At 28.8% G+C, this 13,007-nt stretch carries 13 protein-coding genes; 5 read left to right on the forward strand and 8 right to left on the reverse strand.

Going from position 1 to position 13,007, the window contains the following annotated elements; genetic code table 11:
- Positions 1–59: 59 nt before the first annotated feature.
- From OY14_01135 to OY14_01160, 6 genes are all read right to left on the reverse strand, one after another.
- The gene (locus OY14_01135) at positions 60–467 is read right to left on the reverse strand and encodes a hypothetical protein (GenBank protein ID AJA90061.1); all 408 of its coding nucleotides are present in this window, start codon (positions 465–467) and stop codon (positions 60–62) included.
- Positions 468–794 carry an integration host factor gene (locus OY14_01140; protein AJA90062.1) on the reverse strand — a complete coding sequence of 109 codons (327 nt, stop codon included), beginning with the start codon at positions 792–794 and terminating at the stop codon, positions 468–470.
- Between the two features lie 12 nt (positions 795–806).
- Positions 807–1,064, reverse strand: a complete 258-nt coding sequence (locus OY14_01145; GenBank protein AJA90063.1) for a 30S ribosomal protein S20 — start codon at positions 1,062–1,064, stop codon at positions 807–809.
- A gap of 74 nt (positions 1,065–1,138) precedes the next feature.
- Complete coding sequence (locus OY14_01150) at positions 1,139–1,960, reverse strand: membrane protein (protein ID AJA90064.1); 822 nt, start codon at positions 1,958–1,960, stop codon at positions 1,139–1,141.
- Between the two features lie 14 nt (positions 1,961–1,974).
- Positions 1,975–3,081 (reverse strand): GTP-binding protein, encoded by a 1,107-nt coding sequence (locus OY14_01155; protein ID AJA90065.1) that lies wholly within the window; start codon positions 3,079–3,081, stop codon positions 1,975–1,977.
- Between the two features lie 30 nt (positions 3,082–3,111).
- Entirely contained in the window at positions 3,112–5,118 is a 2,007-nt protein-coding gene (locus OY14_01160; protein ID AJA90066.1) for a hypothetical protein, read from the reverse strand.
- Positions 5,119–5,269: 151 nt separating this feature from the next.
- Here OY14_01160 and OY14_01165 point away from each other — a divergent pair, with 151 nt between their 5' ends.
- Positions 5,270–6,838, forward strand: a complete 1,569-nt coding sequence (locus OY14_01165; GenBank protein AJA90067.1) for an acyltransferase — start codon at positions 5,270–5,272, stop codon at positions 6,836–6,838.
- Here OY14_01165 and OY14_01170 read toward each other — a convergent pair.
- Together OY14_01170 and OY14_01175 are read right to left on the reverse strand one after the other, a co-directional pair.
- Entirely contained in the window at positions 6,775–7,548 is a 774-nt protein-coding gene (locus OY14_01170; GenBank protein AJA90068.1) for a hypothetical protein, read from the reverse strand. The two genes, OY14_01165 and OY14_01170, sit on opposite strands and share 64 nt — an antisense overlap.
- 64 nt (positions 7,549–7,612) lie before the next feature.
- Positions 7,613–8,215 (reverse strand): deoxyguanosine kinase, encoded by a 603-nt coding sequence (locus OY14_01175; protein AJA90069.1) that lies wholly within the window; start codon positions 8,213–8,215, stop codon positions 7,613–7,615.
- Positions 8,216–8,609: 394 nt separating this feature from the next.
- On the opposite strand from OY14_01175, the gene OY14_01180 reads away from it, so the two are divergent.
- The 4 genes from OY14_01180 (at position 8,610) to OY14_01195 (ending at position 12,940) form a co-directional block, all read left to right on the forward strand.
- Entirely contained in the window at positions 8,610–9,374 is a 765-nt protein-coding gene (locus OY14_01180) for a porin (protein ID AJA90070.1), read from the forward strand.
- Between the two features lie 36 nt (positions 9,375–9,410).
- Positions 9,411–10,916, forward strand: coding sequence for a glycerol kinase (gene glpK, locus OY14_01185; GenBank protein AJA90071.1), 1,506 nt, complete (start codon positions 9,411–9,413; stop codon positions 10,914–10,916).
- A 55-nt stretch (positions 10,917–10,971) separates the two neighbouring features.
- The gene (locus OY14_01190) at positions 10,972–11,232 is read left to right on the forward strand and encodes a hypothetical protein (protein ID AJA90072.1); all 261 of its coding nucleotides are present in this window, start codon (positions 10,972–10,974) and stop codon (positions 11,230–11,232) included.
- Between the two features lie 145 nt (positions 11,233–11,377).
- A complete protein-coding gene (locus OY14_01195; protein ID AJA90073.1) occupies positions 11,378–12,940 on the forward strand; it encodes a glycerol-3-phosphate dehydrogenase in 1,563 nt (520 codons plus the stop codon).
- Positions 12,941–13,007 lie beyond the last annotated feature (67 nt).

Genomic DNA, 13,007 nt, shown 5'->3' on the forward strand with positions numbered 1-13,007 from the left:
TTTTTAAGAAAGGATTTTATAAAAATCTACTTATTAGTAATTAATAAAAAACACCAACCTTATTGCAAGGTATCTTTTATTTGTGAAACGGTGAAAGAAAATAAATCTACAACCTCGTTAGACTTTATCATCTCACACTTACCATCAAAAATTATATTATCATTAATAAATATTTTTTTTGTTTTTACATCCCCATATATTTTGCAACCACTGTTTAAATAAACTTTACTAGCAGCATTTACATTGCCCTTCAAAATTCCTTCTACTATCAATATATCACAAACTACCACATTGGTTACAACTTTACTGTTTTTACCAATAAAAAGCACCCCACCTTTTGAAGATATTTCGCCTTCAAAAGAAGAATCAAGATACAAAGTTCCTTCAAATTTTAATTTCCCTCTAAAAGTTAAACTAGAATCCAGCTTACAATCCCATTTATAAGAATCTACCATATTAACCGGCATTTAACCTTTAATACCCCACACTCTCTCTTTTAAATCTTTGCCTGGACGAAAATACGCAACATGATGATCTAAAACTTTAACATATTCTCCTGTTTGAGGATTACGTGCATTTAAACGTCCCTTTCTTTTTCTAACCTCAAATGTACCAAAAGACCTAAACTCAATAACATTATTAGAACAAAGATTACTCTTAAGCTCTTCAAAAAAAGCATCTATTACAAGCCTTATGTATTTTTTTTCTAATTTTAAATTATTATTTCTAATATTCAAAGATATTTGATCAACAATATCTGATTTAGTAATCTTTGGTCTTCTTGAAAAAGACATAAACTAATTTCCTTACTTTAACAGCAAAATATTTAAACGAGATTTTTTTCTAGCAGCCTTATTTTTATGAATTATTCTCTTTCTAGCAGCAGTGTCCAACTTTTTTGCAACAAACTTAAAAAATTCAATAGCTTCGTCTTTTTTACCTGCTTTAAGCATACTTATACAGCGTTTTTCTATTGTCTTTAATTCACTTTTTACGCTTACATTTCTAATCTTTCTTTTTAAATTCTGACGAGAGCGCTTCAATGCAGATGCATTTTTTCTCAAGTGATACTCCTTAATATATTAAACAATAATTTTAATATATCAACTAATTTAAATATAGTCAATCAAAGCTTAGGTCAATCAATATAATAGTTTTTCTTAATATATTCAAAAACCTTTTGCATAGAATAAGAAATTTTTTTATTCAAAATATATACTTTTTTTGTCGAATTATTTCCTTTATAGGAAAAACACAAATAATTTTTATTACTAAATTCAAATTCCTTAGCAATAAAAATTCCTTCAAAAAATTTATAAAAATATTTATCACTTTTAAAGATTCTCCTTTCATAAATTGAATCTTTTCTAAACTCATAAAACAAAACTATGCTACTAATAATTGAAAAATCACCTAACAAAACTTTAATATCAATAAAACAAATAAATAAAAAAATAAATATATTGCTTAATGAAATATAATAAACAAATAAACTAATCATAATGCGAGCTAAAAACATAAAAAGATAAACATAAGATAAATAATACCTTATTGGAAAATCTTCCAATTTTGGGATAAACAAATCTTTTCTTTTAAATCTAAGCTCTTTGAATAATTCACCCGAACCATTGCCTACCCAATAACAAACCTTAATCTTTTTTTTGTTTTTTAATTTCAAAATCAAAAGATTGTCAGACAATCTTTTTTCAAACGAAACAATCTCATCAAAATCAAAATTATAACTTAAAAAAATGCCTTTATAGCAAATCTTAGACCCATTAAAAGAAACAGAACAAAAATGTCTTAAATAAAAAAGAATTACAAAAAAATTTAATAGAATAAGAGCTAAAACAAAGAAAAAAAATCCTGTATCATATACTCCCAAATAGAGTAAAGAAATCATAATATTAAAAGCAAAAAACCCAACTAATTTTATATTATTGAAAAATAAATTACCCATAATATAAAATAAATCTAAACATTAAATTTAAAAAAGATTACATCTCCATCTCTTACTAGATATTCTTTACCTTCAATCCTAACAAGCCCTTTCTCTTTTAGTTTTTGAACACTTTGAAATTTAAACAAATCATCACAAGAATAAATTTCTGCTTTAATAAAGCCTCTCTCAAAATCACTGTGAATTATCCCAGCAGCTTTAGGAGCTTTTATGCCCTGTTTAAAGGTCCAAGCTTTAACTTCTTGCAAACCCGCCGTAAAATAAGTTCTAAGTCCTAAATTATAATAGGCTTTTTTGATTAAATTGCTAAGCCCGCTATCATTTATTCCAAATAATTCTAACATTTCATTTTTATAAGATGCATCTTTTATTCCAGCAAGCTCAGCTTCAATTTTGGCACACAAAATTAAAAAATCATTTCCTTCTTCCAAAGCAATATTTTTTACAATATCTGTATATTTATTGCCATTAAGTGAATTTTCATCAACATTGCAAACATACAAAACCTTTTTAAAAGTCAAAAGATTTAATGATTTAATAAAGTTGTATTCAAAATCATCAAATCTAAAGTCAACAACAGGATTCATATTGCTTAAATGCTTTTCAAGTCTTTTTAACATTGAAACAATTGTCTTAGAAGATTCACTAATTTTTTTATCAGTACTCTTAACATTTTTTTCTTGTTTTTGAAGGCTTTTTTGGACAGTTTCAAGATCTGAAAGACAAAGCTCAACATTGATTGTAGCGATATCTTTCTCCGGATTAATATCATCATTAATATGAATAATCTCTTTTTCTTCAAAACACCTTACAACATGAACAATAACAGAAACTTCACGAATATTAGCTAAAAATTTATTGCCAAGCCCTTCCCCTGTTGATGCTCCTTTAACAAGACCTGCAATATCAACAAACTCCATAACAGCAGGAATAACTTTTTTAGGAACAATAAACTCTGCAATTTTTAAAAGCCTTTCATCAGGAATCTCTACTATCCCTACATTTGGCTCAATAGTACAAAAAGGATAATTTGCAATCTCAACCCTAGACGATGTCAACGATGAAAATAAAGTAGACTTACCCACATTAGGAAGCCCCACAATCCCCGCATTAAGTTTCATGGCTCAACTCTTAATAAATCAAAAAGTAATCTAATTAATAAAGTATGCAAACTCACCTCTTCCTGTCTGTTGATTTATATTGGCTTCAACAGATAAATTAAAATATTTATTAGGCTCTTGAGGACCTGGATAATAATATTCTAGCAAATAAGTACCTGTTTTTTGTTCTAAAATTAAATCATAAACTTTGGATACCCCCTCATAAGATGAAAAAGGAATAATAGCTCCACCTGTTTCATTAACTAAATATTGAAGCTTACTATTAACAGGATCGTTGCCAAACAAGATTAAGTAGAACCTTATATCATTATTTTTATAATAACTTACAATTGTATCTAAAGAATATTTTTCAAAAGCTTTGTGATTTAAAATACCACCACTAAAATAAATTACCGCTCTTCTTGAGCTTTTTGACATAAGACCAGAGCCTGCTAACTTCAAGCTAACATCTGTTTTAACAATATCTGTACTATAAGGCCCAAGAGAGCTTGTATTTCTAACAGTATTCGTTAAACTTTCAATATTGTCTATAATGGGCACATTTGTTGCATTTATAAAGCTAAAATTTTTATTTTTTGACGACTCTATTAATGCGTTCAAACCTACAATTTGATCTAGATCATAATTTTTCATATAAGAAGATTTATCAAAAACAACTGCTATATTAATATCTTTTGAAGCATTTACATTGTATGCTACCTTAGGATTAACAATATAATAATTTTCATTTGCAATTGAAAAATTTTCACTCTTAAGCCCAACAACTGGTAATCCACTTTTACTGCTAACATTAAGCTCAACGTAAATTTTAGGCCCTCCAAGTCTAACTATTCTTCTAACGTCAACATTTAAACTGTCATAAAGACTTGCATCACTTTTGTAAACTGAAACCTTGGCATTATTAAAATCTGAGACAATCATCTGATTATTGGCATCCAAAATAGATGATGAAATTTTAGAATTCACTTTATCTGCTTTTAAAATCTTTGCAATTGTCCTTTTGGCAATATCGTACTTATAAACACCATATTTTGAAGATACTATAATATTGTTGCCAACAGAATCACTACTAAGACCCTCTATCCCCTCAATAGAAGTAAAAACTGAGTACAAATGATTTCCACTAGTATCAAAAACTTCAATAGTATTTCTCAGAGAATCTGCAACATAAATGTTTTCATTCAAATAAGTAACACCTGTGGGGCCTAAAAGGCCCTTATAACCCAAAGTTCTAGAACCAAAATGTAGAATAAAATCACCTTCAAGTCCAAACTTACTCACTCTTTTATTTCCCCACTCGCTCACATAAATATAGTTCCTCTTATCAATAGCCATATACTGAGGAGCAAGCAATTCGCCATCTTTTGTACCTTTCTTACCAATAGATCCCTTTTTAACTCCAAGTACTTTATCATAAACACCAATTTCATCACTTGAATAAAGAGTTACATAAAGCAAATTATTAGCTTCAATAACATCATAAGGTGATTTCAAATAACTAAATCCATCCTTAATCAAAGCATTAACATTATTGTTAGCATCAAAATGCAATATTTCATTACCTACAAAATTAGCAGCATAATATCCACCGTACCTATCAGCTCTCAAAGATGTAATCTGATACCCATGTGGCCTTTTATAAATAGAATTATCAAGAGAAGCAACTTTTACAAGTCTTTTAAAGTTAAGCTCATAATTCGAAAAAATACCCCTCCTCTGCTCAATAGTAGAAATTAAATGCCTAAGATAAGGAACCTTATAGCCTTGATCTTTTAAATTTCTCCACTCCATTAAAGCTTCCTCAACATAACCTAGTCTATAGTAGACATTTCCGGTCCAAAAATGATAATCAAGATTGTTAGGATCAAAGCTTAAAATTTTTTTAAAAGATAAAAGAGCATCATCATAAATTCCGTTATTATAAGAATTAAGAGCCCATTTAAACTCTTCTTGAGCATCTTTATTGGTAACTATTCCTTGAGCATGCAAACTAAAAAGATTTAAAAAAAACAAACCAATAAAACCAAAAATTAACATAATTTCCTTTACTATTTTTTAAAGATCATACTGCAAGCATAAATTTTCTAAAAATAATACAAAAAATTTAATGCTATCATATAAAATTATTAATGATAATGTTAAATATATTACATCATTATATTAATAATAATAGTAAAAAAGAGGAAAAATGAAAACTAGATGTTTTTGCCTAGCCGCATTTTCAGGAGTTCTTACAACACTTGCAATCCCAAATGAAATTAAAGAAACCGGATATTCAATTCTGGGATTTATTGCTTACGTACCACTTTTTATAGCCTTAAACAAACTAGAGGGTAAAAAAACATTAATCGGATTAACAGTGTTTTACTTCATAATAGCCAATAGCTTGCAAAATTTTTGGCTTGGATTTTTTCATGCATTCGGTTGGATTACATTCATAGGAGTAATAATAGGGTACATTCCCTATTCATTAACCTTAGGTTATTTTCTTTATTACTCTTTGAAAAACTTTAAAAATAAGCCAATAACAATAACAATACTTTTTACAATTTATGACTACTCAAGATCAATTGGGTTTTTAGCATATCCCTGGGGACTTGCAGCTTTCACTGTAAATAATTTTAACAACTTAATTCAAGTAGCAGACATTTTTGGCGTATTTTTTGTGTCATTTGTAGTCTATTTTTTAAACTCAGGTATTACAGACTTTCTGATCCATAAAAATAAAACAAATTTGATAAACACAATATTTCCAATATTGCTGATAACATCATCTTTTGCTTACGGAATGCTTAAAAAGACAGAACTAAAAAGCTTACTGGAAAAAGAAATAGATAATCTAAACATTGCAGCTATTCAGCTTAATACTGATCCATGGTTACCTGGAAATGACAAAAAAGGAATACAGGATTCCATTTTAATCACAGAGCAAGCATTAAAAGAAAATCCAAAAACAGAATTTGTAATCTGGAGCGAAGGGGTACTAACCTACCCTTTTACCAAAGAAGATCAATATTTTAAAAACTACAACTTGCACAATGAGCTTAAAAATTTTATAAAAGAAAGAAAAATCCCATTTGCCATTGGAGCTCCCTCAAACGTCGACAAAACTTTGGGGATTCAGCAAAATTCTATTTATATGATAGAACCAAACCTTAACATTGCAAACATATACTCTAAAATATTCTTAGTTCCTTTTGCAGAAAAAATTCCATTTTACGAATATGAATTTGTAAGAAACTTTTTTTTGAAAAACTTTAGAATTTTGGGACAACTTAAGGGAAATAAAATTGAAATATTGAAATTGAAAAAATTTAAATTTGCTCCCTTGATATGCTACGACGATGCATTTCCAGAACTTTCAAGATTTTATAAAAACCACGGCGCTAATGCATTGCTAAATTTTTCAAACGACTCTTGGTCAAAAACAAACTCAGCAGAATGGCAACACTTTGTTGTGGCTAAATTTAGAAGCATTGAAAATGGAATTAAAACCATTAGAGCTACAAACTCAGGAATAACGGCAATAATAAACGAATACGGAGAAAACATTATAAGATTAGAAACTTTTACAAAAGGATACTTGTTATCAAATGTAAAACTGTCCCCAACATTTACAACAATTTATGAAAAAATTGGAGACTTATTTATATACATATTAATGACAATGTTTTTAATTACAACGCTAAGATTTTACTTTATAGAAGATAAAAACCAATTGTTGCCATTATCCTCTTTAGTAAAAATTAAAGTCTGATGTTCTTTCCAAAATGGGAAATTTTTAGTGATATCATTTTTCTTTGCATTTACATTAACAGCAAAAGAAGTATCATTGGATTTTGAAATTTTCAAAGACTTTAAATCATAATAATCATCAACTGATAAATACTCTAAATCATCTGCATTAACCTTAGACGAAGCACTTGATAAAGCTGATATAAAATCATCTTTTGATTCAAATTCTCCCATAACATTAATCTTATCTGCAATAACAGAGTCAAACAAACTAAAGTCTTGAGAAATTAAAGCTCTTGCAAACTTTCCAAATTGAAACTTAATAATTTTATCTTGATTTTTGCTTCTCTCTCTTTGAGCAATATATTCTATTTTAGGAGCATTTGTAAAATCATTGATTTCTATTTTTTCGTGAACTATTCCAGGTATCTCATCAAGCTTAACATCCTCAAGCATAACAACTTTGGAATTGTCATCCTTAATTCTAGCATCAAGCTCTTTAACTGCAAACTTGATATCAACTTCATTTTTTAAACCCGGATAAATCTTTAAAGCCTTTGCTTGAAAAAGCTTTCCTTTTTTCATTTTACCAACATTTATATACCTTTGACCAACTTCATAATAAAAAATAGCAAGCTCTTTTTGCTTATCAGTATAAGAAGAACTACCTTGGGCAAACAAATTCAAAAAAACAAAAGAACATAAAAAATAAAGAATAAACAATCTCTTCATAAGAACCTCCATTAACACTCAACCTTTTAAACAAAACAAAAGAATGTCAATCTACTACAAATAATTATAATACAAGTTTATCTCTAATTAAAGAAATCACCTTATTCTTATCTTCTTCGTTAAAAATATTTATACTGTCGTAAGAAAATTTTATCTTTGAAGATAAGTTATACTCATCATACCACTTCAAATATTTCCTATTAAGACCCTCAAGATAATCTCTAGGAATATTCATTTCAAAGCTTCTATTTCTATTTTTAATTCTGTGTTCAACCTCATCAATACTACAATCAAGATAAACAAGCAAATTTGGACGCTGAGAATGTTCAAGCATATTATTAAGAAGATCAATATATATTTTATACTCCTCATCAGAGATATACCCATCACAATTTAAAAGAGATGCAAAAACACAATCTCCATAAATAGATCTGTCTAGTATGCCCCCTTTTGTTCTAAAAACACCTTTTATTAACTTAAACCTCTCATTAAGAAAATTAATTTGAACTGGGAATGCCCATCTAGATTTATCTTTATAAAATTTATCTAATACAGACAAAGTAAAGTCATTATTCAATTCGCTGTAAAACGGGACTCTCAACTCCTTTGACAAAATATTTCCAAGAGTAGTTTTTCCTACTCCAATTAATCCTTCTATTACAATCACCAAGTCTACCTCCAAATAACTTAAATAATCCACATACAAGCTAAAAAAGAATTACTAAAACATAAAACTTAATTAATCAAAAAATCCAATGTAAAAATTTTAATATAAAATAAAAAATCCTTAAACAAATTTTAGAAAAGAAATCAATAATTTAAAAATTAAAATTTTTAAATTATTGACATTAATCTTAATTAAAAATAATATATTAAATACAAATAATATAAAACTATAATTAAAAAGATTAATTCTTTTTAAAATGAAGGGACTAGAATCTACAAATTCTAGACAATTAGCAAAAAATAATAAAATTAAATTAAAAAATTAAACATATTTACATTAAAAAAATCAAAAGTTAAAACTTTTTAAGAAAAACATAAAAATAAGGAGATTAAATATGAATTATACAAAATTTCAAGAATTTATATCGGAATTCTTGGGAACATTTATCTTAATAACTCTAGGAACTGGATCTGTTGCAATGACAGTATTATTTCCATCAAACCCTGAAATAACAGGGGAAATAATAAAAGGTGGATATACAAACATAGTATTTGGATGGGGAATGGGTGTAACGTTTGGTATTTATACAGCAGCAAGAATTAGTGGAGCACACCTAAATCCAGCTGTCAGCATAGGATTAGCAAGTGTTGGAAAATTTCCCGTTTCAAAACTTTTTCATTACATTGTAGCTCAGATATTAGGAGCATTCACAGGCGCCTTAATGACACTTATAGTGTTTTATCCTAAATGGATAGAAATAGATCCTGGCCTAGAAAATACTCAAGGCATAATGGCAACTTTTCCTGCTATTCCTGGATTTTTGCCTGGATTTATTGATCAAGTTTTTGGAACTTTTTTGCTAATGTTTTTAATTTCGGTTGTAGGAGATTTTGTAAAAAAAGATGATAATAGTCCATTTCTTCCATTCATTACAGGAGCAGTGGTTTTAGCAATAGGAATAAGCTTTGGGGGAATGAACGGTTATGCCATCAATCCCGCAAGAGATCTCGGACCAAGAATTTTACTCTTATTTGCGGGATTTAAAAATCACGGTTTTAACAACCTAAGTGTATTTATTGTGCCAATAATAGGTCCAATAATTGGAGCAATAATAGGTGCCACAATTTATGAACTCACGCTAAAGAATAACAAAGGCTAAAAATATTTATTTTTGTTAAAGTAAAAAGGAAGAATTATGAAATATATTTTATCTATTGATCAAGGTACTACTAGCTCAAGAGCAATAGTATTTGATAAAAATGCAAACATAAAAGGGCTTGCCCAAAAAGAATTTACTCAAATTTATCCACAACCAAGTTGGGTAGAGCATGACCCCAATGAAATATGGGGATCACAACTTGGCGTTATAACAGAAGCTCTTGCAAACTCGCGAATTTTACCAAATGAAGTTGATGCGATTGGAATAACTAACCAAAGAGAAACTACAGTTATATGGGAAAAAAATACGGGGAAACCCATTTATAATGCAATAGTATGGCAAGACAGAAGAACTGCAAAAATTTGCGACCGATTAACGCAGGAAGGAAAAGATAAAATTATTTTGGAAAAAACAGGTCTTGTACTAGATTCTTATTTTAGTGGGACTAAAATATTGTGGATCTTAGAAAATGTAAAAGGTGCCAGACAAAAAGCTGAAAATGGTGAATTATGTTTTGGAACAATAGACACATGGTTATTATGGAATCTGACTCAAAAAAAAGTACATGCAACTGATTACTCTAACGCTTCAAGAACATTACTGCTAAACATAAAAACATTAAAATGGGATGATGAGCTTTTAAACATATTAAATATTCCAAAAGCAATTTTACCCGAACTTAAAGAAAGTTCTACAATATATGGAAAAACAGATAAGTCACTATTTGGATCAGAAATTCCTATTGCAGGAATTGCTGGAGATCAATTTGCAGCAACGTTTGGACAAGCATGCCTGAAAAAAGGCATGGCTAAAAACACATATGGAACCGGTTGCTTTGCAACGTTGAATATAGGTAAAGAACCTATTATTAGCCATGCAAAGCTTTTAACTTCAATCGCATGGGGAAGAAAAAATTCTGTAACCTATGTTCTTGAAGGAAGCGTTTTTATTGGTGGAGCCGTAATCCAATGGCTAAGAGACGGTCTTGAATTTTTTAGAAAAAGCTCAGATGCAGAACCATTAGCAATGTCTGTCTCAGATAATGGGGGAGTTTATTTTGTGCCAGCATTTGTTGGACTTGGCGCACCTCATTGGGACTCTTATGCAAGAGGAACAATAATTGGAATAACAAGAGGATCAACAAAAGCTCACATTACAAGAGCTGCTCTTGAAAGTATCGCATTTCAAAGTTTTGACGTACTAAATACAATGAAAAAATCCGTTCCCAACTTTGAAATTCAAGAATTAAGAGTAGATGGGGGAGCAAGTCAAAACAATCTATTAATGCAATTTCAAGCTGACCTTTTAGAATGTAGAGTTGTAAGACCAAAAATAACAGAAACAACCGCTCTTGGAGCTGCTTATCTTGCAGGTCTTGCATCAGGTTATTGGCAAAGCGCTGAAGAAATCATAAGTCTCTGGCAAGTAGATAAAATCTTTGAGCCTTCAATGCCAAAAATTCAAAAAGAAAAGCTTCTTGAGAATTGGAACAACGCAATTGAAAGATCAAAATCTTGGATACAGGATTCTCATAGCCTATAAAAGTTCAAAACAAAGACTTTGGCAATGATAACAAAACCATAATGGAGACAAAATTATGTATAATTTATTTGATTTTTTAAAACTAAAACAACATATAATAAAAATGTCCGGAAAGCAAATAAATCGATTATACAAGCAACTCTTAATTAAAGTTTTTTCATCGATATTAATTAGACATGCTAATTTTTTTTTAACTAAAAAGATTTTCACATTTGCTATAATAGGACTTAAGAAAGCAAACTCCAATAAGTTGCTATTATACTTTAAATTATTTATTAGATATCAGCAAAAACAAATACTAATGTCTCCTTTATGATTATTTTAATGTTAATAACAAGAAATAAATTGACCAAGTCTGATAAAAAATTACGATTCATTAATGAACAACAAACAGGAGTTGATAATATTATTTAACTTTTAAAAAAAACAAATTAACTAAAATGGAGGAATATTTAAATTTCATGAATAACAACAAAGAAACAAAATTAAAAGATCTCGAAAATCAAGAATTTGACCTCATAATAATCGGAGGAGGCGCAACAGGACTTGGTATAGCAGTAGACGCAATAACAAGAGGATACAAAGTAATACTTATAGAAAAATTTGATTATGCAAAAGGAACTTCTTCTAGGTCAAGTAAATTAATTCACGGCGGAGTAAGGTATTTAGCTCAATGGAATATCCCTTTAGTTAAAGAAGCTTTACACGAAAAAGCAATTCTTGAAAAAAATGCACCCCATTTAATTAATGAATGTGCCTTTATTACTCCCATTTATAATATTTTAGAAATACCTTATTATTATTTTGGATTAAGTTATTACCATAATCTTATGGGAAAAGAAAAAGCTGCCAAATACAAAACCAAATTACTCTCAAGAACATCTACTATTGAAAAAGCTCCTAATATTAAAACAGAAGGCCTTAAATGTTCTGTTTTATATTATGATGATTCATTCGATGATGCTAGAATGGCAATAACATTGTTAAGAACTTTTACAGAAAAAGGGGGTATTGCCCTTAATTACACAGAGCTTAAAAAATTCAGAAAGGAAAATGGAAAGCTTTCGGGTGTTATCATACAAAATAAATTGTCAAAAGAACAAATTTCACTAAAAAGTAAATGCGTAATAAACGCAACAGGAATATTCTCAGATCAAATAAGAAGATTAGATGATGAAAAAACTTTAAATATTATAAAACCTTCTCAAGGTAGCCATTTAATAATCAAAAAAGATAAATTCCCACAAAATCACGCAATATTAATGCCTAAAACTAGTGATAATAGGATTTTATTTGCTATTCCTTGGTATGGTAGTGTTGTTTGCGGAAGTACCGACATCTCAATAAAAGAAATAGAAGAAGAGCCTAAAAGACTTGATGAAGAGATTGACTTTATAATAAATAATTTAAACAATTATTTAAATATTAAAATAGAAAAATCAGACATAAAAAGCGTTTATACAGGAATAAGACCATTAATAATTGATCCAAAAGCTGGGGGCAACACTTCCAAAATTTCAAGAAATGAAAAAATATTTATATCAGATTCAAATCTTATTACAATAGCAGGGGGTAAATATACTACATATAGAAAAATGGCAGAAAAAACCTTGCTTAAAGCCATAGAAAACGATTTAATACCAAATTACCCACCAACTACAGAAGATTTAAAGTTACACGGTTATCTTAAAAAAGAAGAGGCAATAAAAATTCCTGAAGCTTTTAGAGCTTACGGAAGTGATTTTGAAATTCTAAAAAATATGGAAGGATTTGATAAGAATATTCACGAGAATTTAGATTTAAATGAAGCTCAAATAACTTTTTCAATTAAATTTGAACAAGCCAAAACCATTGACGATGTTCTAGCAAGAAGAACAAGATCGCTACCTTTAAATCCTCAAGCTACAATTGAAGCTGCTCCAAAAGTTGCTGAAATAATGATGAAAAAACTAAACAAATCTGAAGAGTGGAAAAATGAACAAATAAAAAGCTTCTTAGAAATAAGTAAAAAATATTTAATTTAAAATTAATTTAGTTTATACCATTAAACAAAGGGATTGTAAAATAATCCCTTTGTAATTTAATGTTTAA

Source organism: Borreliella chilensis (genome assembly GCA_000808095.1).
Taxonomy (GTDB): domain Bacteria; phylum Spirochaetota; class Spirochaetia; order Borreliales; family Borreliaceae; genus Borreliella; species Borreliella chilensis.

Bases quoted from the DNA above. Each gene is read 5' to 3' on its own strand.
- OY14_01195 (AJA90073.1), top strand. From the start codon at position 11,378: ATGAATAACAACAAAGAAACAAAATTAAAAGATCTCGAAAATCAAGAA.
- OY14_01160 (AJA90066.1), bottom strand. From the start codon at position 5,118: ATGTTAATTTTTGGTTTTATTGGTTTGTTTTTTTTAAATCTTTTTAGT.
- OY14_01135 (AJA90061.1), bottom strand. From the start codon at position 467: ATGCCGGTTAATATGGTAGATTCTTATAAATGGGATTGTAAGCTGGAT.
- OY14_01155 (AJA90065.1), bottom strand. From the start codon at position 3,081: ATGAAACTTAATGCGGGGATTGTGGGGCTTCCTAATGTGGGTAAGTCT.
- glpK (AJA90071.1), top strand. From the start codon at position 9,411: ATGAAATATATTTTATCTATTGATCAAGGTACTACTAGCTCAAGAGCA.
- OY14_01140 (AJA90062.1), bottom strand. From the start codon at position 794: ATGTCTTTTTCAAGAAGACCAAAGATTACTAAATCAGATATTGTTGAT.
- OY14_01165 (AJA90067.1), top strand. From the start codon at position 5,270: ATGAAAACTAGATGTTTTTGCCTAGCCGCATTTTCAGGAGTTCTTACA.
- OY14_01180 (AJA90070.1), top strand. From the start codon at position 8,610: ATGAATTATACAAAATTTCAAGAATTTATATCGGAATTCTTGGGAACA.
- OY14_01190 (AJA90072.1), top strand. From the start codon at position 10,972: ATGTATAATTTATTTGATTTTTTAAAACTAAAACAACATATAATAAAA.
- OY14_01150 (AJA90064.1), bottom strand. From the start codon at position 1,960: ATGGGTAATTTATTTTTCAATAATATAAAATTAGTTGGGTTTTTTGCT.
- OY14_01170 (AJA90068.1), bottom strand. From the start codon at position 7,548: ATGAAGAGATTGTTTATTCTTTATTTTTTATGTTCTTTTGTTTTTTTG.